The 26,593-nt window shown below is 65.5% G+C and carries 13 protein-coding genes; 8 read left to right on the top strand and 5 right to left on the bottom strand.

Annotated elements, in window-relative coordinates:
* Window positions 1–66: 66 nt before the first annotated feature.
* Window positions 67–591, bottom strand: a complete 525-nt coding sequence (locus tag VGN46_RS09640) for a hypothetical protein (protein ID WP_331643131.1) — start codon at window positions 589–591, stop codon at window positions 67–69.
* A 259-nt stretch (window positions 592–850) separates the two neighbouring features.
* Between VGN46_RS09640 and VGN46_RS09635 the strand changes: the two genes are divergently transcribed.
* The 3 genes from VGN46_RS09635 to VGN46_RS09625 all read left to right on the top strand — a co-directional run bounded on the left by VGN46_RS09635 (window position 851) and on the right by VGN46_RS09625 (window position 5,240).
* Complete coding sequence (locus tag VGN46_RS09635; RefSeq protein ID WP_331643129.1) at window positions 851–1,696, top strand: restriction endonuclease; 846 nt, start codon at window positions 851–853, stop codon at window positions 1,694–1,696.
* Between the two features lie 78 nt (window positions 1,697–1,774).
* Window positions 1,775–4,135, top strand: coding sequence for a phosphoketolase family protein (locus VGN46_RS09630; RefSeq protein WP_331643127.1), 2,361 nt, complete (start codon window positions 1,775–1,777; stop codon window positions 4,133–4,135).
* Window positions 4,136–4,214: 79 nt separating this feature from the next.
* On the top strand, window positions 4,215–5,240 hold the full coding sequence (locus VGN46_RS09625) for a hypothetical protein (protein ID WP_331643125.1): 1,026 nt from the start codon (window positions 4,215–4,217) through the stop codon (window positions 5,238–5,240).
* A gap of 72 nt (window positions 5,241–5,312) precedes the next feature.
* On the opposite strand, the gene VGN46_RS09620 is transcribed toward VGN46_RS09625, so the two are convergent.
* On the bottom strand, window positions 5,313–6,830 hold the full coding sequence (locus VGN46_RS09620) for a fumarate hydratase (protein WP_331643123.1): 1,518 nt from the start codon (window positions 6,828–6,830) through the stop codon (window positions 5,313–5,315).
* A gap of 117 nt (window positions 6,831–6,947) precedes the next feature.
* Between VGN46_RS09620 and VGN46_RS09615 the strand changes: the two genes are divergently transcribed.
* The 3 genes from VGN46_RS09615 to VGN46_RS09605 all read left to right on the top strand — a co-directional run bounded on the left by VGN46_RS09615 (window position 6,948) and on the right by VGN46_RS09605 (window position 10,125).
* Complete coding sequence (locus VGN46_RS09615; protein ID WP_331643121.1) at window positions 6,948–7,919, top strand: thioredoxin family protein; 972 nt, start codon at window positions 6,948–6,950, stop codon at window positions 7,917–7,919.
* A gap of 818 nt (window positions 7,920–8,737) precedes the next feature.
* Complete coding sequence (locus VGN46_RS09610; RefSeq protein WP_331643119.1) at window positions 8,738–9,376, top strand: PadR family transcriptional regulator; 639 nt, start codon at window positions 8,738–8,740, stop codon at window positions 9,374–9,376.
* The gene (locus VGN46_RS09605) at window positions 9,373–10,125 is read left to right on the top strand and encodes a siderophore-interacting protein (protein WP_331643117.1); all 753 of its coding nucleotides are present in this window, start codon (window positions 9,373–9,375) and stop codon (window positions 10,123–10,125) included. The genes VGN46_RS09610 and VGN46_RS09605 overlap by 4 nt, the downstream gene beginning before the upstream one ends.
* Window positions 10,126–10,303: 178 nt before the next feature.
* Here the strand turns inward: VGN46_RS09605 and VGN46_RS09600 are convergent, their stop codons facing one another.
* The gene (locus VGN46_RS09600) at window positions 10,304–19,570 is read right to left on the bottom strand and encodes an autotransporter-associated beta strand repeat-containing protein (RefSeq protein ID WP_331643115.1); all 9,267 of its coding nucleotides are present in this window, start codon (window positions 19,568–19,570) and stop codon (window positions 10,304–10,306) included.
* 225 nt (window positions 19,571–19,795) lie between these two features.
* Between VGN46_RS09600 and VGN46_RS09595 the strand changes: the two genes are divergently transcribed.
* Entirely contained in the window at window positions 19,796–22,762 is a 2,967-nt protein-coding gene (locus VGN46_RS09595) for an alpha/beta fold hydrolase (protein ID WP_331643113.1), read from the top strand.
* 88 nt (window positions 22,763–22,850) lie between these two features.
* Window positions 22,851–23,747, top strand: coding sequence for a DMT family transporter (locus VGN46_RS09590; RefSeq protein WP_331643111.1), 897 nt, complete (start codon window positions 22,851–22,853; stop codon window positions 23,745–23,747).
* 334 nt (window positions 23,748–24,081) lie between these two features.
* Here the strand turns inward: VGN46_RS09590 and VGN46_RS09585 are convergent, their stop codons facing one another.
* Window positions 24,082–25,014: an isopenicillin N synthase family dioxygenase gene (locus VGN46_RS09585; RefSeq protein WP_331643109.1), complete on the bottom strand. Its 933-nt coding sequence runs from the start codon at window positions 25,012–25,014 to the stop codon at window positions 24,082–24,084.
* A 72-nt stretch (window positions 25,015–25,086) separates the two neighbouring features.
* Window positions 25,087–26,490, bottom strand: a complete 1,404-nt coding sequence (gene glmM, locus VGN46_RS09580; RefSeq protein ID WP_331643107.1) for a phosphoglucosamine mutase — start codon at window positions 26,488–26,490, stop codon at window positions 25,087–25,089.
* Window positions 26,491–26,593 lie beyond the last annotated feature (103 nt).

Genomic DNA, 26,593 nt, shown 5'->3' with positions numbered 1-26,593 from the left:
CGCGGCAACCGACCATCGCGCGCAAGCGCGCTCCTACATAGGCAATGAGGGGTTGCGGCGACCGGGTTAGTGGGCGCCGGTGGCGACCACGTCGGCCCAGAGCTGGTCGGCTAGTTCGCGCGATGCGGACTGCAACAGCTTGGGCACCTGGACGTCGAGGCGCGGCTCGGCCGCGTTGAGCGGCACCGACTGGGCGACGCGGTAATCCTTCGCCACCACCTTGCCACGGGCGACGATGCGGCAATCCGCTTCGAGGTTGATGCTGGTCACCGGCGTATCCGCCTGCGGGCTGGCCGAGACGACCACGCCCACGTTGCGGCAGCCGATGATCAGGTCGGTGAAATACTTCGGCTGCAACGATTGACGCAGTTGGGCCTGGATCACCGAGACCACGTCGGGGCTCACCTGAACCAGGGCCTTCGCTTCCAGGCCCTTCACGGGCAGCACGGCGGCGCCCTTGTTCTCCACCGTCAGCCAGGGTGAATCCGGACTGGTCGCCACCATGCGGCTGGCATCGGCTTCGATCATCGATTTGCCGCCACAGGCGGACAGCAACAGGGTCGCGGCGGCGACCGACACACACTTCATCACGTCTGAACCCCTGGTTTCCCCCGGACACAAGCCCGGAAATGTACCTGCAGAGGGCCATGGGCGGCAATGCGCCGCGTCACAGTGTGATGTGCCGGATTTGCCTCTACGCCAAGTCGTGCCACCGCCGATAGTCCTTGACGAGGCCGGAAGAGAACCGACCATCGATGCCAGGGAGGCAACGGATGAGATGAGCCGATTTCCGGCAAATTGCTGATAAGTGTATGATGTGCCTTTTAATCCTTCGGCAGGAATTCCCGCTTTGGCCTTTTCCGCACGTGCTCCTGAAGCTGGCGATGCTCTCGCGCGCCTGAGCTGGCAGGACTTCGAGCACCTGCTCGCGGAGCACTACCGTGGGCAGGGCTACCGCGTGGAGCTGGTCACGGCACACGACCTGAAGGCGCTGGGCAGCGCGGGCCTCGATATGCGCCTGTACCGCGGCAACGAAACCAGCATCGTCCAGTGCGGGCACTGGGATGCGATCTTCGTCGACCTGCCCGAGGTGCAGCACCTCATGAGCAGCATGCTCAACGAAGCCGCTGGCCGTGGCGTGCTCGTGACCCGTGGCACGTTCACCCAGGCCGCGCGGAACGCCGTGCTGCGCCAGCCACGCGTGCATCTGGTCGATGGCGAAGTGCTGCGCGCCATGCTCAAGCTGCCCGACCACCTGGATACCGCCCCGGTGGGCACCCGGCCGAAGGAAAAAGTCGCACGCACCGCCGAGGCCGCGCGCCGCCGTTCCGGTCCGGAGCGTTCGTATGTCATGCCGGCGATCATCGGGGTGGTCGTCGTTGCCCTGCTGGGGCTGTTCACCTGGCGGGCCATGACCACCCACGTCGACGCCCCGTCGGCGGCTGAGCGGAGCTCGCCCATGGCGACGGCATCCGCAGCGCCCGTGCCGGTCACGCCACCGGTGGTCGCCGCACCCCCTGTCACCGCACCCGTGGTGCCGACGCGCGCCGCCGAGGCCAACGATGGCCTGGCGCACGAAATGGCCGAACGCGAACGCGCCCGTCGCGAAGAAGACGCCGCCGCGAACCGCAAGAAATCGGAAGACGCCATGAAGGTGATGGAGCGCAACACCCGCGAGGTTGGTTCGTACCAATAACGCGCGATCTTTCACGCGTTTGCCATACCCCCGGTCCTAGGCTGGGCAGCGACTCCTGCCGCTACCCGGACCTCCCCCATGACCGACACGCCGCTCGATGCCGACCTGTTACGCCGCATGCACGCCTACTGGCGCGCCGCGAACTACCTCACCGTCGGCCAGATCTATCTGCGCGAAAACCCGATGCTCGACGAGCCTTTGCAACGCGAGCACATCAAGCACCGCCTGCTCGGTCACTGGGGCACGACCACCGGCCTCAACTTCATCTACACGCACCTGAATCGCGCGATCGTCGAACGCGATCTCAGCATGATCTACGTGATGGGCCCGGGCCACGGCGGCCCCGGCCCGGTGGCGCATACCTACCTGGAAGGTTCGTACACCGAGATCTATCCGCGCATCGAACGCAACAAGGCTGGCATGCGTGAGCTGTTCCGCCAGTTTTCCTGGCCCTATGGCATCCCGAGCCATGTGGCGCCGGAAACCCCGGGATCGATTCATGAAGGCGGCGAGCTCGGCTATTCACTTTCGCATGCGTTTGGCGCCGCGTACGACAACCCGGAACTGATCGTCGCCTGCGTGATCGGCGATGGCGAGGCCGAAACCGGCGCACTCGCCACCAGCTGGCACTCGAACAAATTCCTCAACCCGGTACGCGACGGCGCCGTACTGCCGATCCTGCACCTCAACGGCTTCAAGATCGCGAACCCCACGGTGCTGGCACGTATCGAGCCCGATGAGCTGCGCGACCTCATGCGTGGCTACGGCTACGAGCCGCATTTCGTCGAAGGCCACGAACCCGAGGCGATGCACCAGGCGTTCGCCGCCGCGTTGGACACCTGCCTCGACGAGATCCGCCGGATCCAGAAAGAGGCCCGAGAAGAAAGCGCGGACAACGCGCGACGCCCGCGCTGGCCGATGATCGTATTCCGCAGCCCCAAGGGCTGGACCGGACCGAAGGTAGTCGATGGCAAGCCGGTCGAAGGCACCTGGCGTGCGCACCAGGTGCCGCTGTCGAACTTCGACAAGGACGAGCATGTGCAGCAGCTCGAAGACTGGATGAAGAGCTACGACGCGCACGAACTGTTCGACCAAGACGGCCGCTTCCGCGACGAATTCGCCTCACTCGCACCGAAGGGCCAGCGGCGCATGGGCATGAACCCGCACGCCAACGGCGGCCTGCTGCTGAAGCCGTTGCATATGCCGCACTTCGCACCGTTCGCGGAGGATGTGAAATCGCCCGGCGACCACAAGGCCGAAGCGACCCGCGTGCTCGGCCGCTTCCTGCGCGAAGTCATGCGCCAGAACATGCACAACTTCCGTGTATTCGGCCCCGACGAGACAGCGTCCAATCGCCTTGAAGCTATCTACGAGGCGAGCCCGAAGACCTGGCTGGCGGAGTACGAAAGCGTCGACATCGACCTCGCCCCCGACGGCCGCGTCATGGAAGTGCTGAGTGAGCATCAGTGCCAGGGCTGGCTGGAGGGTTACCTGCTGACTGGCCGCCACGGCTTCTTCTCGTGCTACGAAGCCTTCATCCACATCATCGATTCCATGTTCAACCAGCACGCGAAATGGCTGAAGACCACGCGCCGGATGGAGTGGCGACCGCACATCGCCTCGCTCAACTACCTGTTGAGCTCGCACGTGTGGCACCAGGATCACAACGGTTTCTCGCACCAGGATCCGGGCTTCATCGATCACGTGGCGAACAAGAAATCCGAGATCGTGCGGATCTACCTGCCGCCGGATGCGAACTGCCTGCTCTCGGTGGCCGACCATTGCCTGCGCAGCCGCCACTACGTGAATGTGATCATCGCCGGCAAGCAGCCTGACTGGCAGTGGCTGGATAGGGATGCCGCCATCCTCCATTGCACGGCCGGCGCCGGGATCTGGGAATGGGCAGGTCGCGGCGGTGAGGATCCGGATGTGGTGGTGGCCTGTGCTGGCGATGCGCCCACGGTGGAGGTGTTGGCGGCGGTGATGCTGCTGCGTGAATACGTACCTGATATCCGCATCCGCGTGGTCAACGTGGTCGACCTGATGTCGCTGGAAACCCCCGACGAACACCCGCACGGCATGGACGATGATCGCTTCGACGATCTGTTCACCACGGATCGGCCCGTGGTGTTCGCCTTCCACGGCTACCCCGGCATCGTGCACAAACTCACTTACCGCCGGCACAACCACGATAACTTCCACGTGCGTGGTTACAAGGAAGAAGGCACGACGACCACCGCCCTCGACATGATGGTGTTGAACAACATGGATCGCTTCCAGCTCGCCCTGGACGTGATCAACCGCGTCCCCCGCCTGGCCGGCGAACGTGAGAAGGCCACGCAACGCTACTGGGCCGACATCCAGCGGCACAAACTCTACGTCAGCGAACACGGCCAGGACCTGCCCGAGGTCCGCAACTGGCAATGGAAACCCATGTAGGAGCGCGCGCTCGCGCGATGGGTGCTTGCCGTAACCGTGATCGCGCGCAAGCGCGCTCCTACAAAGGGCCTGGAGATCCATGTACGTACTCGCACTGAATGCCGGTTCGTCTTCTCTGAAATACGGGCTTTATCGCGTTGAGGGTGACGCGGTGGAGGCGTTGCTTTCCGATCAGACCGACGCACCCGGCGGCGATGCCGATCCCGTGCACGCGATCATCGATACGTTGCGCGAGAAGAAGCTGCCGATGCCCGATGCCATCGGCCACCGCATCGTCCACGGCGGCCCGAACATCCGCGACCATGCGTTAATCGATGACGCATTGATGAAGCACCTGGACGAAGCAAAGGCCTACGCCCCGCTGCACGTCCCTGCGGCGGTAGAGATGGTGAAGCGTGCGCGCGAGGCGTTTCCGGAAGCACCGCAGGTCGCCTGTTTCGACACCGCCTTCCATAAGACGATGCCTGCCGTAGCGAAGACCCTGCCTTTGCCCGCCGAACTCCGCGAAGGCGGTATCGAGCGTTACGGCTTCCACGGCCTTTCGTACGAATCGATCGTGCGTCAACTCGGTGCCGGCATACCCTCGCGCGTGGTGATCGCCCACCTCGGCAACGGTGCGAGCCTTTGCGCGGTACGCGATGGTAAGTCCATCGATACCACGATGGGCCTCACGCCCACCGGCGGCATCGTGATGGGTACACGCCCCGGCGACCTTGACCCCGGTGTCCTCCTGTACCTGATGCGCGAAAAAGGCTATGACGCCGAACGGCTGGAGAAGCTCGTCGACCGCGAGTCGGGATTGAAGGGGTTATCCGGCGGCACCAGCGACATGCGGAAACTGCACGCGGCAAAAGACAAAGCCTCACAACTGGCGCTGGACGTCTTCGTCCATACCGCCCGCAAACACATCGCGGCAATGATCGCCTCACTCGGCGGCCTCGATCTGCTGATCTTCACCGGTGGCATTGGCGAAAACGACGCAAAAACCCGCGACGCGATCCTCGCCGGCCTGCAATGGCTAGGCGACTTCGAAAGCCGGGTCATCCCGACGGAAGAAGACGCCCAAATCGCCCGCCACACCGCAAAGCTAGCAACTTCCCTGTAGGAGCGCGCTTGCGCGCGATGCGTGCTCGCGGCAAGCCCATCGCGCGCAAGCGCGCTCCTACAGGGTTAGGCGTTATTCGACGACGACGGGGATCTTGCCGATCTTCGAGCGCCATTCCTTCGGGCCGGTCTGGTGGACCGAGGTGCCGGCGCTATCGACGGCCACGGTCACCGGCATGTCCTGCACGTCGAACTCGTAGATCGCTTCCATGCCGAGGTCTTCGAACGCCAGCACGCGCGATGACTTGATCGCCTTCGACACCAGATACGCGGCGCCACCGACGGCCATCAGGTACACGGCTTTATTGTCGCGGATCGCGTCGATCGCCGTGGGGCCACGCTCGCTCTTGCCGACCATGCCGAGCAGGCCGGTGGTTTCGAGCATCTGGCGGGTGAACTTGTCCATGCGCGTCGCGGTGGTCGGACCCGCCGGGCCCACCACTTCGTCACGCACCGGATCGACCGGGCCCACGTAGTAGATAAAGCGGTTGGTGAAGTCGACCGGAAGGGTTTCGCCACGGTTGAGCATATCGATCATGCGCTTGTGCGCGGCATCGCGGCCGGTGAGCAGCTTGCCGTTGAGAAGGATCGTCTCGCCCGGCTGCCAGCTGTTCACTTCCTCGCGGGTAATCGTGTCGAGGTTCACCCGGCGACCCTTGGACGAGTCGTAGGTGAGCTTCGGCCAGTCTTCCAGCGACGGCGGCTCAAGCATGACCGGGCCGCTGCCATCCATGACGAAATGGGCGTGACGGGTCGCAGCGCAGTTCGGGATGATCGCGACCGGCAGGTTGGCGGCGTGGGTCGGATAGTCGCTGACCTTGACGTCGAGCACGGTGGTCAGGCCACCGAGGCCCTGCGCGCCGATGCCGAGCGCGTTGACCTTCTCGTACAACTCAAGGCGCAGCTCTTCCGCGCGGTTCGACGCGCCACGGGCCTGCAGCTCGGTGATGTCGATCGGCTCCATCAGCGATTCTTTCGCCAGCAGCATCGCCTTTTCCGCGGTGCCACCGATGCCGATGCCGAGCATGCCCGGCGGGCACCAGCCGGCGCCCATGGTCGGCACGGTCTTCAGCACCCAATCGACGATGGAGTCCGAAGGATTGAGCATGGCGAACTTCGACTTCGCCTCCGAACCGCCGCCCTTCGCCGCCACGGTCACGTCGAGCTTGTCGCCCGGCACGATCGAGACGTTGACGACCGCCGGGGTGTTGTCGCGGGTGTTCATGCGCTTGCCGGCCGGATCCGCCAGCACGGAGGCGCGCAGCTTGTTATCCGGGTAGTTGTAAGCGCGGCGAACGCCTTCGTTCACCATGTCTTCCACGCCCATCGTGGCATCGTCCCAACGGACGTTCATGCCGACCTTGAGGAACACGGTGACGATGCCGGTGTCCTGGCAGATCGGGCGGTGACCCTCGGCGCACATGCGCGAGTTGATGAGGATCTGGGCGATCGCATCCTTCGCGGCCGCGGACTCCTCGCGCTCGTACGCGGCGGTGAGGTTCCGGATGTAGTCCACCGGGTGGTAGTACGAGATGTACTGGAGAGCGTCTGCGACGCTCTGGATGAGGTCGTCCTGCTTGATCGAGGTCATGGTGCTACCGCTGGCTCGCTAGGCTGGCAAAACGCCAATTTTAGCTCACCTTGGCCGGTGTAAGGTGAGCGGGCTTGCCCCGGTCTATCTATCGGCATCCCCGCAAATGGAGTTCCCATGCGTTCCCGCTTCCGTACCGCCCTGTTCGCCCTGGCTTTCGTGGCCGCCGCCGTGGGCATCGCCCAGCCCGCCTTCGCGGCGCAAACCGCCCCGGAATTCACTGGCATCGCCGCCTGGCAGAACTCCAAGCCACTGAAAATGAGCCAGTTGCGCGGCAAGGTGGTCCTGATCGATTTCTGGGCGTACTCCTGCATCAACTGCCTGCGCACCCTGCCCCACGTCACCCGCTGGTACGACCAGTACAAGGACAAGGGCCTGGTGGTGGTTGGCGTACATTCGCCGGAATTCCCGTTCGAGAAGCAGGAAGGCAACGTCCGCGACGCGATCAAGAAGTTCAACATCCACTACCCGGTGGCCCAGGACAACGACCTGGCCACCTGGGACGCCTGGGATAACCAGTACTGGCCGGCCGAGTACCTGGTGGACCAGCGCGGCAACGTGGTCGCCCACCACTTTGGCGAGGGCAACTACATGGAGATGGAGAACGCCATCCGCACCTTGCTCGGCCTGCCGCGCCTGGCGGATGCGAAGGCGGAAATGGACAAGGACGCCCCGGATTTTACCCAGTTGGGCTCACCGGAGATGTACTTCGGCAGTGACCGCAGCCAGAACAATGCGAGCCCCGAGGGGGCGCGCACTGGCACGCGCGATTTCACGGCACCGAGCCGCCTTGAGCTGAACCAGTTTGCCCTGGTGGGCCGCTGGGAGATCGGCCGGCAGAACGCGAGCCTCGTGGGCGCCAGCGGCGAGATCCGCCTGCATTTCAAGGCGAAGAAGGTGCACATGGTGGCCAGCGCGAACGATCCGGTGACCATCGAGATCGCGGTGGATGGCAAGCCGCAGGCCCCGATCACGGTCCAGGCCTCGCAGCTCTATACGTTGTTCGATGGCGATGGCTACAAGGACCACATCCTGACCATCAAGGTACCCAAGGCCAACTTCCACGCGTTTACCTTCACGTTTGGCTGAACCCCGAGGCGAGTCCATCGTCCATCGACGGGGCTCGCCTTCGGCTTCGCGGGGGCTCGGCTTCGCCATCGCGCTAGCGCTCGGACGTCTCCGGAAAGAGCCCTTGGTGCCCACCCTCGCTGCTCAGACAGGTCCTCGTAGGAGGCCACCCTATGGCCGACCGCTTTCGCCTCGATCGAGATGACCCTGCGGCGCTTTCGCGAAAGATGTCGCGCGCAAGCGCGCTCCTACAACAGAGCTGCGCAGGGCGTGGGGCATCGCGCGCAAGCGCGCTCCCACAAGGTAGGTGCCAACGAGGCCGCGATAGTCCTGTAGGAGCGCGCTTGCGCGCGATCACCTACAGCGCGATGAAGCCGTGACCAACCATCGAAGCGATCTCGGCTCTCCCGCCACGAACCCCCACCGCGTCCGAGAGTCCTTGGCGCCCACCCTCGAGGCGAGTTCCGCAGGCGAGGCAGTCGGGCGGGAAATGGCCCGCAGGGGGTCGGCCATGGATGGCCGGCCCTTTTCGACGAGACAGGGACGTCTCGTCGAAAAGCCCCGCCCGGCTGCCGGTTCGCGCCCGTAGGGCAATAAGTACACCTGCCCCGGAGGGGCACTCCCTTTCGAACGACGAGGACCTGTCTGAGCAGCGAGGGTGGGCGCCAAGGGCTCTTTCCAGAGATGTCCGAGCGCTAGCGCGATGGCGAAGCCGAGCCCCGCGAAGCCGAAGGCGAGCCCTATCGAGTGCCCCCTAAGATATATCGTCAAACCACTTGCAAGAGTGTTTCTTGCGATATATCGTACGACCACTACGTACGATATATCGGAGAACCCCCATGCACTTCTGGCACCACGCCAAACGCCATTTCCGCGAAGAAATGCACCAGCGCTTCCATGACCACTGCGCCGCTATGGGCCGCGGTGGCCGCTTCGGCGGCGGCGGGCCCTTCGGCTTCGACGACCGCGAAAGCGGCATGCGCGGCGGCCGCGGTGGCAGCCGGTTCGGCGGCGGCGGACGCATGTTCGGCACCGGCGACCTGCGCCTCCTGCTCCTCGCCCTCATCGAAGAACAACCCCGCCACGGCTACGAACTCATCCGCACCATCGAAGAAATGTTCGACGGCCAGTACAGCCCCAGCCCCGGCGCCATCTACCCCACCCTCACCATGCTCGAAGAACTCGGCTACGCCCGGGTCGAAGCCGAAACCGGTGGCAAGAAGCTCTACGCCATCACCGACGAAGGCCGCGCCTTCCTCACCGAAAACCGCGACACCCTGGATGCACTCACCGAGCGCCTGCAGGTCATGTCCCGGCACATGCGCCGGATGACCGTGCCCGGTGGCGTGCGTGACGCCATGCACGTGATCAAGCACCAGCTGATGAACCACCACAAGGCGTGGGATGAGGCGGAAACGAAGCGCGTGGCCGCGATCATCGAAGCCGCCGCCAGGCAGATCGCGGAGCGCCACGGATGAGCGAAACGCATCAGATCCAGCGCGTCCGCCATGAGGTGAAGATGCGCATGCTCACCGTGGTGAACGTGCAACAGCTCACCCCGCATATGCTGCGCATCACCGTGCACGGCCCCGAGCTGGAAGGCTTCCCTTCGGCATCGCCTGACGACCACGTGAAGCTGTTTTTCCCCGTCTCCACCGGTGAATTCAACATGCCGGTGATGACCCCCGACGGCCCGCAGTATCCCGAAGGCAAGGAACCTTCGCCGGCCCGCGATTACACGCCACGGGCCTTCCGCCCCAAGGTGCTTGAGCTCGATCTCGATTTCGTGATCCATGGTGAAGGCCCCGCCTCCACCTGGGCGGAGAAGGCAAAGGTCGGCGACACGCTCGGCGTCGGTGGCCCGCGCGGTTCGATGATCGTGCCGGGTGATTACGACCACTACGTACTGGTCGGTGACGAGACCGCCCTGCCCGCGATCGGGCGCTGGCTGGAAGAGATGCCGAAGGATACGGCGGTGACGATCCTCGCGGAGGTGGCGTCGGCTGACGAGAAGCAGGTGTTGGCGCGGGAGACGCAATGGTTCATCCGCGGTGCATCGCCCTCACTGGATGAGGCGCTGGCCACGCTGCCGATTCCCCGCGGCGATACGTTCTGGTGGGTCGCCACCGAGTCGAAGCGCGCCCGTGAACTGCGTTCGTTGCTGGTTGAAACGCGTGGCATCGACAAGGATTGGGTGAAGGCTACGGGTTACTGGCAGGCGTCGTGAGCGCGCTACGCGCGCATCGCGTGCATCGCGTGCAAGCACGCTCCTACACAAGACCTGCGCAGGCCCTTGTGGGAGCGCGCTTGCGCGCGACCCACGACCACGAAAACCAAACCCCAAAGCAGCGTTTGTAGGAGCGTGCTTGCACGCGACCCAGGCACGCCGCGGCGCCGCCGCCTCCTTAGAAATTCCAGCGCACCCCCAGGTTCACCGCATCGCTACGCGTATGCGTCGCGCGATCCGTGCTGTAGTACACGAACGCGCTGGCGGCCGGGGTGAAATCGAAGCTCGCACCCAAGGCGCCCTGCCAGTGGTTCTTCATCGGCCGTGAGCCCTCCACCGCAAAGCTATCCGTCGGCGCACCCGCGAAGCTGTTGTTGATCGAGATCTGGTCGTCCTTCGTGTTGTGCAGGTAACGCACCATCGCGATCGGGTGCAGCTTCGTGCCAGCAACGCCCAGGTCGACATCCCCCGACAAGCGCAGGCCCGCGCCGTACTGCATGCTGGTGGCCGAGGCCTTGCCCACCCTCAGGTCGGCATCGCCCGCACCCTTCTCCGTGAAGCTGTCGTACTTCACCTTGCTGTAGTACGCGCCGACGAACGGTTCCAGATGCATCGCCTGGCCCAGGTTGAAACGGAAGCCACCCTCGATCGCACCGTTGGTGGCCTTGCCGTCGTAATCGCCCCGCGCTTCCGGCGTGTATCCGCCGACCGCGATGCGCCGCCGGCTATCGGCATCATGCCAGCCGTAGGAGGCCAGGCCTTCCACCCAGAACTGCTTGTCGTTGAAGTACAACGCATGCAGGCCGAGCGCCGCCTGGTCGACATCGGTGTAGTCGCCGCGGCTGTGTACCTCGGTGCGCGCGTTGGCCAGGTTCGCATGCACACCGGCGCGGAAGTCCGGCGACAGATCGGCATCGGTACCGACGATGATGCCGTGGATGCGGTAGTCCGCACGCGAGACGTTCGCACTACGCGACAGGTCGCTTGATGACGTATACGGCTCGGCCCAGACCGCCGCGCCCTTCTCCCCCGTGTCGCGATCCAGCTTAAGGCGATAGAACAGCGAGTCCTGGTACTGGCTCTGCCCGGTGAGTTCGGCTTGTGCCGCGGAGGCGTACGTTTCGCCGGTAAGCGAATCGAAGGCACGCAACACCTGGTCGGAACGCAGCCCACGCAGGTTGCCGAGCAGCGTGGGCAGCGGATCGCCCCCCCGTGCCGCGATATGCTGCAAGGCCGTCGCGACGCTCGACGTGTTACCGCTCAGGCCGGGGAACTGGTCGAAGCCGATACCTTCGCCACCCGGGCTCACCGGGCCGCCGGTGCCCGCCTGGCTGAGGGTCAGGTAGACGTGGTTGCCATCGGTGGTGATGCCTTCATCCAGGAACGGCAGGTCATGCTTCACGATGCTGCCGTAGCTGCCGTTGATGCCCGCAGGCGAAGTGACGACCGTGTACTGCGTCGATGCCCCGTAGGTGCCACTACCCGCCGGCACGGTGACAAGCGCACCGCCCACGGTGGTGGGGCCGTTGGAAACGATGCCGTCGCTCGTCCCCGATGGGGTGATCCGGATCACCGTCTGCGAACCCGCGCCCTGGCTCAGGCCGCCCGTGGTGAGCACCGTGCCGGGCGTACCCGAACCGGCGGCGGCGCCCGTGGCGCCGGGAATGCCGCCGGGTGCGACCGTGCCGTTGTCGACCGTGACCGGACCGGTGATGGTGCCGCCACCGACCACGCCACCGCCCGTGCCGACCGTGACCGGGCCGCCCAGGGTGCCATCCACCACCACGTTGCCGCCGATCGTGCTGCCACCCGTGAAAGTGACGTTCGTGCCCACGCCGACCACGATGGTGCCCGCGGTCGTGGTGAGGTTGCCGATGTTGTTGAACACACCATTCGCCAGCGTGCCTTCGCCACCGCCGGTGACATGCAGCGTCGTGTCTGCCGTGCCATTCACCGTACCGGTGATCGTCGGCAGGTTCCCGTAACTCACGTTGAGCCCGCCGCCGCCGAGGTTCAGCGTTCCGGCGATCGCGCCCGCAACAGTCACGTCATTCGCGGTGCCGTTCAAGCCGGCCGTGGCACCGGCACCGACCGTCACCGCGCCGGTGTAGTTGTCGGTGGCGTTGAGCGTGCCGGCATTCACCGTGAGGCCGCCGGTGTAGTCACCGAGCGATCCACCCAGGGTCAGCGTGCCGCTACCCTCCTTGTCGATCCCGCCCGTGCCGGAAAGCGCACCGTTGAGGGTGAGGTCCTGGGCCCCATTCACCGTGACGCCGTTGCCACCGACACTGACGTTGTTCGGCAAGGTCACCGTGGTGCCGGCCTGCAAGGTGGCACCATCGATCGCAAGGCCACCCGTGCCCAGCGCGCCATCGCTGCCGACAGTGAGCGAACCCCCTTCGACCGTGGTACCGCCCGAGTAGGTATTGTTGCCGTTGAGGGTGAGCGCGGCGAGGTTGATCTTGATCAGTTGACCGGTGCCGCTGAGGGTCCCGTCGAGCGTCAGCGCCTGGTTGCCGGCCATGCTCAGATCGGCATTCAGCGCGATGTCATTCGCGAGGGTCAATGGCATCGTGCCGGCGAGGGATGCTGCGCCACCGACGGTGAGCGCGCCCGTGCCCAACGCCTGATCATTGCCAAGCACCAGGCCACCGGCGTTCAGCGTGACGCCGCCACTGAACAGGTTGGCACCGCCCAGCGTGAGGTTGGCCGCGCCGTTCTTCACCAGACCGCCGGTACCCGTGATCGTGCTGTCCACCGTGGCATCGGTAGCGCCACCGAGGGTCAACGTGCTTCCGCCCAGCGCCACGGTGCTGCCTGCCACGCCGCTGAGTGACGCGATCGACGGGTTACCGCCCGCGCTGATATCGAACGTGCCCGTGCCAGCGAGGTTGACCGCACCATCCGGCGACAGGCTGCCACCGGCGCCGATGGCCAGCGTACCCGCGTTGATCGTCGTGCCACCGGTGTACGTATTGGCACCGTCAAGCGTCAGTGTCGCCGCACCGTTCTTCGTGAGGCTACCCGCGCCAGCGATCACCCCGCCCAGCGTCATGTCGTTGCTGCCGGCGACGGTGAGGCCCGCATTGAGCGCCACATCATTCGCCAGCGTCACCGCGGTGTTCGCATCGAGCGTCGAGGTACCCCCTACCGTCATCGTCCCCGTGCCTAGCGCAGCGTTGTCGCCTGCCACCAGGCTGCCATCGTTAAGGGTGACACCACCGCTGAAGGTGTTCGCACCACCCAGCACCTGCGTACCCGCACCGTTCTTCACCAGGCCGCCGGTCCCGGAAATCACCCCGTTATAGGTCGCGTTACCGACGCCGCCCAACACCAGCGAGTTGCCGCCGAGCGTGACGGCGCTACCGGCGACCCCCGCGAGCTGGCCGATGTTCTGGTTGTTGTTGGCTCCGCTGATATCGAAGGTGGTGCCGGCGGCAGTCAGGGTGACCGCCCCCGTGGGCGACAGGCTGCCGCCGGCGCCGATCGCCAGCGTGCCGGCATCGATGAACGTGCCGCCCGTGTAGGTGTTCGTACCGGTCAGCGTTTCAATCGCCGCCCCCACCTTGGTCAGGCTACCGGTCCCGGCGATCGATCCGCCGAACGTGCCATCGGTAGCACCACCGACGACCAGCGCGTTACTCCCGATGTTCACGGTGCCATTGCCGACCAGCGTGCCGAACTGCTGCGTACCGTTACCGGCGGAGAGATCGAACGTGGCGCCCGCGGCGAGATTCACGATGCCGCTGGTTGCAAGGCTCGCGCCTGCGCCGAGCGCGAGGGTGCCCGCGTTGATATAGGTACCACCGGTATACGTGTTATTGCCATTCAATGTCAGCGTCGCCGCCCCATCCTTGCTCAGGCTACCCGTACCGCTGATCGTCCCGTTAAGGACCATGTCATGGGTGCCCAGCACATCGAGGCCCGCATTAAGTACGACGTCGTTGGAGAGTGTCACCGCGCTGCTCGCATCGAGCGTCGACGCGCCGCCTACCGTCAGCGAGCCCGTACCGAGCGCCGCGTTGTTACCGACGACCAGGCCGCCCGCATTCAACGTGACGCCACCGGTAAACGTGTTGGCCCCATTGAGCGTCTGCACGCCGGCACCATTCTTCACGACACCGCCGCTGCCGGCGATGACACCGTCGTACACGCTATCGGTCGCACCACCGAGAGTCAGTGAATTCCCACCGAGCGTCACGTGGCTACCGGCGACACCCGCCAGCGAGCCGATCGTCTGACCCGCGCCGCTGGCGGAGATATCGAACGTGCCGGTGCCCGCGAGATTCACCGCGCCGGTCGAGGCCAGGCTGCCACCCGCACCAAGCGCCAGCGTACCTGCGTTGATCGTGGTGCCACCGGTATACGTATTCGCCCCCGTGAGCGTCACCGTCGCGCTGCCATCCTTCAGCAGGCCGCCATCGCCGGCGAACGCGCCGCCGAAGGTCACCGCGTTGCTGCCAGGCAGATCCAGCGTGGTACCTGCCGCCAGGTTCACGTCGTTGCTGAGATTCAACACCGTGCTCGTGTCGAGCGACGCGTTGCCACCGACGCTTAGCGCCCCTGTGCCGAGCGCGCTGTCGTTACCCAGGACCAGGCCGCCGGCGTTCAGCGCGACGCCACCGCTGAACGTGTTGGCGCCACCGAGTTCCTGGATACCCGCGCCGTTCTTCACCAGGCCACCGGTACCGGCGATCAGGCCATCGTAGACACCATTGCCTACGCCACCCAGGGTCAGCGCATTGCCACCCAGGGTCACGGTGCTGCCCGCGACGCCATTGAGCAGACCGATCGTCTGGTTACCCGCTGCGCTGATGTCGAAGCCCGTGCCTGCGGCGGCCAGCGTGACCGCCCCTGCGGCGGCGAGGCTGCCACCCGCGCCGATCGCGAGGGTGCCGGCGTTGATCACCGTGCCGCCGGTGTACGTGTTAGCACCCGTAAGCGTTTCGGTGCCCACGCCTTCCTTGATGAGGCCACCGGTTCCACCGATGGCACCGGAAAACACGCCATTCGTCGCATCACCGATGGTGATCGAATTGGCACCGAGGTTCACATTACCGCCGCCGGCGAGCGTACCGACCTGCTGCGTGCCGTTGCCGGCGGAGAGATCCAGCGTGGCGCCGGCGAGGAGGTTCACGGTGCCGCTCGCCGCCAGGCTCGCCCCTGCGCCCAGCGCGAGCGTGCCGGCGTTGATGTTGGTGCCACCGGTGTAGGTGTTGTGGCCGTTGAGCGTTAGCGTGGCGGCGCCTTCCTTGGTCAGGCCGCCGGTGCCCGAAAGCGCCCCGTTCAAGGTGAGCGCGTTCGCGCCGAGGATCGTGAGACCGGCATTCAACGCGATGTCGTTGGCCAACGCGACCGGTCCAGTCGCATCCAGCGTGGCAGCACCGCCCACCGTGAGCGTGCCCGTGCCCAGGGCGGCATCGTTGCCGACCACGAGGCCGCCGGCATTGAGCGCCACACCACCGCTGAAGGTGCTCGCGCCGCCCAGTGTCTGCACGCCCGCGCCCACTTTCACCAGGCCACCGTTGCCGGTGAGCGTGCTATCCAGGACCTGGTTGGAACTATCGCCGAAGGTCAGCGTATGGCCGCCGAGGGCGAGCGTGCTGCCGGCGACGCCAGCCAATGCGCCGATCGTCTGGTTCGCCCCGCTCGCGCTGATGTCGAAAGCGCTACCCGCCGCGGCGAGGTTCACGCTACCCGACGCAGCGAGGCTGCCGCCCGCGCCGAGGGCGAGCGTGCCCGCGTTGATCGTGGTGCCGCCGGTGTAGGTGTTCGCGCCGGCAAGGGTCAGCGTGGCGGCACCCTCCTTCACCAGGCTGCCGGTACCCGCGAGCGTGCCGCCCAGGGTAAGCGCGTTGCTGCCGACCACCTCCAGGCTCGCACCCGCGCCCAGGTTCACCTCATTACCGACCACCACGACCGCGCTCGTGTCGAGCGAGGCTTGGCCTCCGACGTTGAGCGAGCCCGTGCCAAGTGCCCCGCCGTTGCCGAGCACCAGGCCGCCGGCGTTGAGGTTGACGCCGCCACTGAAGGTGTTCGCACCGCCCAGGGTCAGGACAGATGCGCCGTTCTTGGTGAGGTTGCCGGTGCCCGAGACGATGCCGCCGATCGCGATGTCCTGGCTGCCGAGCACGTTCAGCCCCGCGCCGAGGTTCACGCTATTGGCGAGCGCAATCGCTGCACTGCTATCCAGCGTACTGGCGCCGCTGACCGTCAAGGCGCCGCTACCTAACGCGTTGCTATTTCCTAGCAGCAAGCCACCACCGCCGACGGTCAACCCGCCGCTAAATGTATTCGCGCCGTTGAGCGTCAATAGCGACGCACCGCTCTTGGTGAGCGCGCCGGCTCCGGAGACAACGCCACCGAGGGTGAGGTTCTGGGCGCCTGGCAAGGTAAGCAACGTACCCGTACCGAGGCTCACGTTATTCGCAAGATTGAGCGCACCCGTGGAAGCCAGCGTCGCGTTGCCACCCACGGCCAGCGCACCCGTGCCAAGCGCACCATCGTTACCGAGCTGCAGCGTGCCAGCGTTGAGGTTCACCCCGCCGCTGAAGGTGTTCGCGCCGCCTAGCGCGAGTGTCGTCGCGCCGTTCTTGACGAGGCTGCCCGTGCCGCTGATCACGCCATTCAAGGTCGTGTTGAACGAGCCCGGCAAGGTCAGTGCCGCGCCGAGGTTCACGTTGTTGGTGAGGGTGAACGCCGCCGAGGTATCCAGTGTGCTGGCACCACCGACGCTGAGCGTGCCGGTACCGAGCGCACCGGCATTACCGAGCAGCAGGCCACCCGCGTTGAGCGCCACGCCACCCGCGAAGGTGTTCGCACCGCCGAGCGTCTGCACGCCTGCGCCGACCTTGACCAGGCCACCCGTGCCACTGATCGTGCCGAGCATGGCGCGCGAAAGGCCATCGCTACCGAACGTAAGCGTATTGGCACCGAGCGCGACCGTTGTACCGGCGACACCCGCCCATCCGCCGATGACCTGGTTACCGGCCGCGGCGATATCGAAACCAGCACCGGCGGTCGTAAGGTCGACCAACCCGCTTGCGGCGAGGCTGCCACCCGCGCCCAGCGCGACGGTACCCGCATTGACGGTGAGCCCGCCGGTGAAGCTGTTTGCACCGCCCAGCGTCAGTGTCGACGCACCGCTCTTCTGGATGCCGCCGGTGCCTGCGATTACGCCACCGAAGGTGAGCGGCTGACCACCCAGCACGTTGAGCGCGGCACCGCCGGCGAGGTTGATGCTGTTGCCAAGCGACAGGCCCGACACCGATGCATCGATGGTGGTGTTCGCGTTGACATTAAGCGCGCCCGTGCCTAGCGCCGCGCTGTTGCCGAGCAGAAGGCCGCCACCCAGGGTGGTCGTGCCGCCACTGAACGTATTTGCGCCATTGAGCGTGAGCAGCGAGGCACCGCTTTTCACCAGGTTGCCGGCCCCACTGACGACCCCGTTGAAGACAAGCGGCTGGCCGCCAAGCAGGTTCAGTGAACCACCCGCGCCGAGGTTCACGGCGTTGTTCAGCGCGAGGGCCGCGGTGCCATCCAGCGTCACCGTACCGCCCACGGAAAGCGCACCCGGGCCAAGCGCATTGCCACTGCTCACCAGCAATCCGCCGCCGTTGAGGGCGACGCCACCGGTCATGTTTGAGTTGTCACCCGACAGCGTCAACACCCCGGTGCCTACTTTCACCAGGCCGCCCGTGCCGACGAGGGTGCCCGCGTAGCTGGTGTTGGTGTTGAGACCGCCCAGCGTGAGCGTCCTGGCGCCAAGGGTCACGGAACCACCCGCGCCGGCCAGCGAACCGATCGTCTGGTTGGCCGCGGCCGAAATATCCAGGGTGGTGCCGGCGCTCAAGGACACGGCTGCGCTCGGCGACAGCGAGCCGCCCGCACCCAGCGCCACGGCACCGCCCGTGATGTTGAAGGCGCCGGTCATCAGGTTCGCGCCACCGAGCGTCAATGTACCCACCCCACTCTTGGTGAGGTTGCCCGCCCCGGAGAGCGTGCCATTCAGCGCCAGCGCCTGGCTGCCGAGCAGGTTGAGCGTGGCGCCCGCGTTCACCGCGATGTTGTTGGCGACGTTGAAGTTCGCCACCGTATCCAGCGAGGCGGTGCCGCCCACGGTGAGCGTGCCGGAACCCAGCGCGCCGGCGCTTCCGAGTACCAGGCCACCGGCGTTGAGATTGACGCCACCGCTGAACAGGTTGCTGCCACCCAGGCGGATGACGCCCGTGTCGGACACGGTAAGACCACCGGTGCCGCTGATGACGCCATTGAGGCTGAAGGCGTTGGTACCGCCCAGGGTCAGGCGCCCCGAATTCAGCAACACGTTATTCGCGAGCACAAGACCGGTTTGCGACGCGGCGATCGCGCCGCCATTCGCGGTGAGCGTGCCGGGGCCAAAGGCACCCGCGTTGTTGAAGTTGACCAGGCCATCGTTGATCGTGGTGTCGGCGCCCGCCACTGCACCGAGCAGGTTCCACGTACCGCTGTTGACCGTCAGGTGCTGGAAGTGGATGTATTGCGCGGCGTCGATCGAGGTGACCGCGCCACCCGTACCGGATCCTGGCCCGGTAGCATCATTCTGCAAGACCAGGAAGTTGTTGTTACCCGTGCCCGAGCCGCCATCGACGATACCGGCACCGCTCAGGTTGATACTGACCGTAAGGATCGGCGTGACCAGCGAGGTCCCATTGTTGGTCACGCTGGACCCGGACACCGCGGTGAACGTGTTGCCGGTCGCTGTATCGCCCAGGTTCACGCTGCCGCTGATCGAGCCAGCATTGACGAAGGTGTTGCCCTGGTTCGCCGTGAGTGAGGGCGCGAAAGCAATCCGCCCGGTGATCGTGCCGGTGTTGGTCATGTTGGTACGGGCGCCGCCGTACGAGATCACCGCCGGCGCATCGGATACCGTGAGCAGGCCCAGGCCGAGCGCCGTCATGTCGATGGTGCCGTTATTGACGATGGTGGTCGTGCCACCTGTGCCGTTCTGGGTGAGGATGGCCTGGCCACCGATGCCCAGGATCGAACCCACGTTGACCAGGCCCTTGATCGTGCCACCGGCCAGGTTGTTGATCGTGACCGCGTTCCCGCTGGCATTGCCCGCGAAGACACCGTTCGACACGATGCTGAGGCCACCACCCAGGTTCGGGTCGATCGTGCCCTGGTTGTTCAACGTGATGCCGTTACCGGTGAGGTTGATGCCCGAACCGCCGAGCAGGGGAAAGACCGTTAACGTGGCACCCGGCAGGATATTCGCCGTGACGTTATTCGTCGCGCTGCTGAATTGCGCACCATTCACACCCGAACAGGTGATGGTATTGGTGACCTGCGAGCACTGCGCGTAGGCAGCCTCGGGTATGAACGGTGCGGCGAGGAGGGATGCCAGTGCGAGGTAGACACCGCGGTGGCGTGGAAGACGGCCTGCGTTCGTTGCACGTGTGCTCATGAATTCGCCCCTGTCCCATGTCCATGGGTTTCCAAGGGAGCTTAGGCAGCGGTATCACGGCTGGGCTGCACGAAAGAGGCATGCCTATAAGCCAATAAGGCAACTAACGCGAGCCGGCGTCATCACACGGCACATACGTTGCTTAATCGGGACAGGCCATGAACACAAAACCTTGGCGCCTATCGCGTTACCAAGTGCTCGCATGCACTAATACGGAGAACGTCAATGCGGCGAGGCAGGAAAATCCTGGCGTGGGTGGTCGGCATCGTTGTGTTGCTGGTCATCGCCCTGATCCTCTTCATCGCGTTCTTCGACTGGAACCGGCTGAAGCCAACGATCAACGAGAAGGTGTCCGAGGCGATCGGCCGGCCGTTCGCGATCCAGGGCGATATCTCCGCGCATTGGGCCCGTGAGCCCGGCGAGGGTGGCTTGGTCAGCTTGATCCCGTGGCCGCATTTCACGGCGCGCGATATCGTCGTCACCAACCCGAGCTGGGCAAAGAACAACCGTTTCGCCCACCTCGATACGATCGACTTCCGCCTGGCCCCCTTCCCGCTGATCGCCCACCGCATCGTCATCCCCGAGATCCGCCTGGGGCAGCCGGCGATCGCGCTGGAGCGGCAGAAGGATGGCAGCAACACCTGGACCTTCAAACTTCCGGAAAGCAGTGGGCCCTCGGAATGGCAACTCGAGCTCAACGCCATTGCATTCGATAAGGGTCATATCGACCTGACCGATGCACAAAACCAGATCGCCATGGGCATCGATGTCAGCCCGCTCGGCAAGGGTGTTCCGTTCGACGAGATCATGGCGCAGCAGGAGAAGGATTCACGTGCACAGGCGAACAAAACCACCGGCGCCAGCGCAAAGCAAATGGCGAAGAGCAAAGCCGACGAAAACGATCAGCAGGACGAGACCAAGCGCAAGCAGGTTTACTACTTCGCCTGGGACGCCAAGGGCACTTACAAGAAATCGACCGTGGCAGCCAAGGCGCGCACGGGCGGTGTGCTTGCGCTGCGCGATGCGAGTCGCCCGTTCCCCGTGCAGGCCGATGCGCGCTTCGGCGACACCCACATCGCCTTTGTCGGCACGCTCACCGATCCGATCAACCTGGGCGCGCTCGATATCCGCCTGTGGTTCTCCGGCACCAGCATGTCGCACCTGTACGACCTGACCGGCATCACCCTGCCTGATACGCCGCCGTTCGCGACGGAAGGCCATCTCAAGGCGAACCTGAAAAAGAACAACAGCACCTTCGTCTACGAGAACTTCACCGGCAAGGTCGGTGGCAGCGATCTCGGCGGGACGCTCACCTTCAACACCGGCGGCGCCCGGCCCAGCCTCGTCGGCAACCTGAAATCGAACCAGCTGCTCTTCAGCGATCTCGCCCCGCTGGTTGGCGGAGGTTCCGATGCCGAGAAGGCCGAGCGCGGCGACGTGAAGAAACAACCGGATGGCAAGGTGTTGCCGGTCGAGCCGTTCAAAACCGATCGCTGGAACGCCATGGATGCCGATGTGCATTTCGTCGGCGCGAAGATCGTCCACGGCGAACGCCTGCCGATCAGCAACGTGGAAACCCACCTGATCATGAAGGATGCCGTGCTCACCCTGGATCCGCTGAAGTTCGGTGTGGCCGGTGGCACCGTAGGCAGCAATATTCGCCTGGATGGCAAGGCCGAGCCGCTGAAGGGACGCCTGAACCTGGGTGCCCGTCATCTCAAGCTGAAGGAACTGTTCCCCACTTTCGCGCCGATGCAGACCAGCTTCGGCGAGATGAATGGCGATGCGTCGTTCACGGCCGTGGGCAATTCGCCGGCGGCCTTGCTGGGCAGCTCGAATGGTGAGCTCAAACTCCTGATCAACGATGGCGCGGTGAGTTCCTCGCTGCTTGAACTTGCTGGCCTCAATGTCGGTAGCTACGTGGTCGGCCGCTTCTTCGGCGATGACGTGGTGAAGATCAACTGCATGGCGGCCGACCTGGTATCGACCAACGGCGTGATGGAGTCGCGGGTGTTCGCCCTGGATACCGAGAAGGCACTGATCAACGTCAACGGTGATATCAACTTCAAGGATGAGAAGCTCAACCTCGATATCGTCCCGCACACCAAGGGCTTCCGCATCTTCTCGCTGCGCTCGCCGCTGTACGTGCATGGCACGTTCGCCAACCCCTCGCCGGGTGTCCATGCCGGCCCGCTGATCCTGCGCGGTGGCGGTGCCGTCGCCCTGTTCTTCGCCGCCCCGATCGCCGCCCTCGCCCCACTGATGGTGCCTGAGAGCGGCAAGGCCAACGCCGTCACCTGCCAACCCCTCCTTGACGACCTCAAGAGCGCCCCCCCCCAAGCCCCCCCCCCCGCTCCTACACGGGGCGGTGTACGCGCTACAGTGCCGGGCATGCCCTTCACCGACGACGACCTCACCACTCTGCAAGCCGAAGGCGTTCCCGCCCTGCCGGTGCCGCTGCGGCACGGCATGCTTGCACGGGGTGGCAACACGATCTGGTACGGCGTGTTCGGCAAGGGCGCACCGGTGATACTCCTCCACGGCGGCATGGGCAGCAGCGAAAACTGGGCCTACCTGATCCCGGCCTTGGTCGCCCACGGCTACCAGGCCATCGTCATCGACAGCCGCGGCCAGGGGCGCAGCGGCTGGAATGGCGAGCCCTTCCGCTACGACGGCATGGCGCGCGATGTCGAGGCCATCATGGACCGCTTAGGTGTAGCCAGCGCGCCGATCGTGGGCTGGAGCGACGGCGCGGATACCGGCCTGGTCCTGGCCGACCTGGCGCCGGAACGCGTGTCACGGTTGTTCTTCTTCGCCTGCAACGTTGACCCGGGTGGAGTGAAGCCATTCGAGTTCACACCCGTGATCGGGCGAATCCTCGAAAACCACCGCAGTACGTATGCCCGGCTCTCGCCCCATCCCGAACGCTTCGATGACGTGTTCGAGGCGGTGCAAGCCATGCAGTCCACGCAGCCGGACTACACCGCCACTCAGCTCGCCACGATCCGCGCACCGACGCACGTGGTCCTTGGCGAAGGCGACGAGTTCATCCGCCGGGACCACGCCGAGTACCTGGCCCGCACCCTGCCCAACGCCACATTTCAACTCCTGCCCGACGTCACCCACTTCGCGCCCCTACAACGCCCCGGCACCTTCAACGCCGCCGTCCTCAACTTCCTCAACCCCCTGTAGGAGCGCGCTTGCGCACGATGAGTGCTTACGACAAGCCCCATCGCGCGCAAGCGCGCTCCTACACGGGCGGGTCGGGTAAAGTGCGCGGATGTCGCCGACCCGCAAAGCCCTCTTCCAGATCCACTTCTGCGTCTTGCTCTGGGGCTTCACGGCTATCCTCGGCAAGCTGATCACCCTGGCGGCGCTGCCGCTGGTGTGGTGGCGCATGTTACTGGTCTCCGCCGCCCTGCTCTGCGTGCCGCGCGTCTGGCGCGGCCTCCGGGCGATGCCGCCGCGCTTGCTGATGACCTATGCCGGCATAGGCGTGGTGGTGGCGTTGCACTGGCTCACCTTTTACGGCGCGATCAAACTGGCCAATGCCTCGGTGGCGGCTACCTGTATCGCCATGTGCCCTGCCTTCCTTTCGGTGGTCGAGCCGTGGATCGCGAAGCGGCCGTTCGAGGCGCGCGAGCTGTTGCTCGGTGCCGCCGTGGTCCCGGGCGTGGCACTGGTCGCTGGTGGCGTGCCTGATGACATGCACCTGGGTCTCGCGATTGGCGTGCTATCCGCGCTGTTCGTCGCGTTCTTCGGTGCGTTGAACAAGCGCTACATCGAGCACGCGGATTCGTTGACGGTGACCTGCGTGGAGTTGGGCGCCGGGACGGTGTTTCTCACGCTGGCGGCGCCGTTCATCCCGGGGCCTGCGTTCGTGTTGCCCAACGGCCACGATGCGGTACTGATGGTGGTACTGGCCTTTGGCTGCACGCTGTTGCCGTTCGCGCTGGCATTGTCGGCGCTGCGTCACCTTTCGGCGTTCGCGACGCAGATGGTGACTAACCTGGAGCCGGTGTATGCGATCGTGCTGGCCATTCCGTTGCTCGGCGAGCAGCGTGAGCTGGGGTGGGCGTTTTACCTGGGTGTCACGGTGATCCTGGCCGCCGTCTTCGCCCACCCGTTTCTGCACAAGGGTGAGAAGGCCGCGCCCTCCGACCTTGTCGCGCCGTGAATCGCGCGCAAGCGCGCTCCTACATGAGATCTGCGCAGGGTTTGTGTAGGAGCTTGCTTGCAAGCGATCGCCCGCGTGCGAAAACGTCGCGCGGACCGACGGAAGTGCGCCGGAGGCGCAACCGCAACCGCTTAGGCGCGGCCGCGGGCCTTGACGGTGCGGGCGCGGCGGGCGCGCTGGGCGGCCGAACGGGTGGCGCCCTTTTTCTGGGGTGACAAGCGCTTGGCCTGCGAGCGCGGGCGGGAGGTCATGGCGGGGATCTCTGGGGAGGAGGAACGGCTGCCGGGAGAGCCGACTGTGCGGCCCTCCCGGTGAAAAACCCGCTAAGAGGGTGTCAGATCAACTTGATTTCGCGCAGACGTTCCTGAAGGTACTCGTGCGCCGTGATCGGCTCCGGGTAACGCTTCGGGTTCTCCGGGGTGATGCACGACGGCAGCACATCCAGCACCACGTCGGGGTTCGGGTGCAGGAAGAACGGCACCGAATAACGCGCCTTGCGCGCGGCATCGCCCTGCGGGTTGGTCACGCGGTGCGTGGTCGAGGGATAGACGTGGTTGGTCAGGCGCTGGAGCATATCGCCGATGTTCACGACGATCGCGTCACCTTCGCTGGTGATCGGCAGCCATTCGCCGTCACTGAATACTTCCAGGCCAGCCATGCTGGCGCCGACCAGCAAGGTGATGAAGTTGATGTCTTCGTGCGCGCCGGCGCGGACGTTCGGCACATCGGTCTGGGTGATCGGCGGGTAGTGGATCGGGCGCAGGATGGAGTTGCCCACGTTCACCTTGTCGGCGAAGAAGTTCTCCGGCAGCTCGATGTGCAGGGCCAGCGCGCGCAGCACGCGCGAACCCAGGTCATCCAGGGCCTGGTACAGGCCGTAACCGGCTTCCTTGAACGACGGCACTTCTTCCGGCCACACGTTGGGCGGCATCACGTCGGCGAACTTCGAATCGCGTGGGATCTCGCGACCGACGTGCCAGAACTCCTTCAGGTCGGCGAACTTCGAATCCTTCGCCGTTTCCACCTTGAACGGGGTGTAGCCACGGGCACCGCCGCCACCGGGGATGTGGTACTTGCGCTTCACCTCGTCCGGCAGCGCAAAGAACGCCTTGAACGCCTCGTAGGCGCCATCGATGGCTTCCTTGGGGATACCGTGGCCGCTGATGCAGCAGAAGCCGAATTCGCGGTACGCGGCGCCGAGTTCGGCGACGAACGCGTCGCGATCGGTCTCATAGCGGCGGATATCGAGGGTGGGGACCTTCTTCATCGGGGTGACCTGCATTCGGGCATGAAAAAGCCGGCGCGGGGTGACCGCGCCGGCCGGAGGCGTGATTTGGGCTCAGGCGGTGGCCTGGGCTGCTGATTTTACGGCTTCCGCGAGCTGTCCCGCTAGCCGGTTCACTTCATCCGCATCGGCGGCCTCGATCGTGACCCGGACCAGGGGTTCGGTGCCGGAGGCGCGCAGTACGACGCGGCCACGGCCTTCCAGCGCGGCTTCCACCTCGGCCAGGGCCTGTTTCACCGTGTCCGTGCCGAGCGCCGCCTTGGCGCCCTCGACGCGGACGTTGAGCATGGTCTGCGGCAACTTGACCAGCCCCGCGCGGGCCTCGGCGAACGTTTCGCCAGTGTCGGCAAGGGTTTCAAGCAAGGCCAGGGCGGCGACGATGCCGTCGCCGGTGGTGAAGCGGTCCAGGCACAGGACGTGGCCGGAGGTCTCGCCGCCGAGGATGCCGCCGTGCTCCTTCAGCTGCTGCAGCACGTAGCGGTCGCCAACGTTGGCGCGGATGAACGGAATCTCCAGCTGCTTGAGCGCACGCTGTAGTCCGTAGTTGCTCATGAGGGTACCGACCACCGGGCCGGGCAGCGTCGCCTTCTGCTTCCAGTGGCGGGCGATGACATAGAGCATGTCGTCACCATCGGTGACCGTGCCGTCCTTGTCGATGATGCGCACGCGATCGCCATCGCCGTCGAAAGCGATGCCGAGGTCGGCGCCCTTCTCGACCACGGTGCGCGCCAGCGCCTCGGGCGAGGTGGAGCCGACGCCGCGGTTGATGTTCAGGCCATCGGGCTCGGCACCGATCGTGGTGACCTCGGCGCCGAGGTCGCTGAAGACCTTGGGCGCGACCTGGTAGGTGGCGCCGTGGGCGCAATCCAGCACGATGCGCATGCCGTTGAGCGAGAACTCGTCGGACACGGTGGATTTGCAGAACTCGGCGTAGCGGGTCACCGCGTCGTCGACGCGCTTGGCCTTGCCCAGCGCCTCGGAGGCCACGGTGGCGAATTCCGCCTCGAGTTCGGCTTCGATCTCCGCCTCCAGCGCGTCGTCGAGCTTTTCGCCCTGGCCGGAAAAGAACTTGATGCCGTTGTCCTGGTGCGGGTTATGCGAGGCACTGATGACGATGCCGGCATCGGCACGCAGGGATCGGGTGAGGTAGGCCACGCCCGGGGTCGGCATGGGGCCGAGCAGGCGCACGTCGGCGCCTGAGGCGACCAGGCCGGCTTCAAGGGCGGATTCGAACATGTAGCCGGAGACCCGGGTGTCCTTGCCGATCACCACCATGACCTTGCGCGAATGGTCGCGGCGATCCGGACCGGTGCCGCTGGGACGGTTGTCGACGGCGCGGCGGCGCGCCAGCACGGCACCCGCGGCGCGGCCCAGGCGCAGGATGAAATCGGCACTGATCGGGTAGGAGCCGACCTGGCCACGGATGCCGTCGGTTCCGAAGTATTTACGTTCGCTCATGGCGCTAACTCCTTCCTGGGACGGGGATCATACCCCTCCCGGGGTGCCCCGGAACCCCTGCGCCCGGACAGGCCAGATGGCTGAGGTGTAGGGGCGCGCTTGC

Source organism: Luteibacter sp., from assembly GCF_036500425.1.
Taxonomy (GTDB): domain Bacteria; phylum Pseudomonadota; class Gammaproteobacteria; order Xanthomonadales; family Rhodanobacteraceae; genus Luteibacter.
Note: the sequence above shows the minus strand (reverse complement) of the source record. Positions and strands in the feature narration are given on the sequence as shown.

Excerpts from the sequence above, each read along its gene's own strand:
- VGN46_RS09625 (WP_331643125.1), top strand. The coding sequence starts at position 4,215 with ATGTACGTACTCGCACTGAATGCCGGTTCGTCTTCTCTGAAATACGGG.
- VGN46_RS09610 (WP_331643119.1), top strand. The coding sequence starts at position 8,738 with ATGCACTTCTGGCACCACGCCAAACGCCATTTCCGCGAAGAAATGCAC.
- VGN46_RS09620 (WP_331643123.1), bottom strand. The coding sequence starts at position 6,830 with ATGACCTCGATCAAGCAGGACGACCTCATCCAGAGCGTCGCAGACGCT.
- glmM (WP_331643107.1), bottom strand. The coding sequence starts at position 26,490 with ATGAGCGAACGTAAATACTTCGGAACCGACGGCATCCGTGGCCAGGTC.
- VGN46_RS09630 (WP_331643127.1), top strand. The coding sequence starts at position 1,775 with ATGACCGACACGCCGCTCGATGCCGACCTGTTACGCCGCATGCACGCC.
- VGN46_RS09595 (WP_331643113.1), top strand. The coding sequence starts at position 19,796 with ATGCGGCGAGGCAGGAAAATCCTGGCGTGGGTGGTCGGCATCGTTGTG.
- VGN46_RS09605 (WP_331643117.1), top strand. The coding sequence starts at position 9,373 with ATGAGCGAAACGCATCAGATCCAGCGCGTCCGCCATGAGGTGAAGATG.
- VGN46_RS09615 (WP_331643121.1), top strand. The coding sequence starts at position 6,948 with ATGCGTTCCCGCTTCCGTACCGCCCTGTTCGCCCTGGCTTTCGTGGCC.
- VGN46_RS09585 (WP_331643109.1), bottom strand. The coding sequence starts at position 25,014 with ATGAAGAAGGTCCCCACCCTCGATATCCGCCGCTATGAGACCGATCGC.
- VGN46_RS09600 (WP_331643115.1), bottom strand. The coding sequence starts at position 19,570 with ATGAGCACACGTGCAACGAACGCAGGCCGTCTTCCACGCCACCGCGGT.
- VGN46_RS09590 (WP_331643111.1), top strand. The coding sequence starts at position 22,851 with ATGTCGCCGACCCGCAAAGCCCTCTTCCAGATCCACTTCTGCGTCTTG.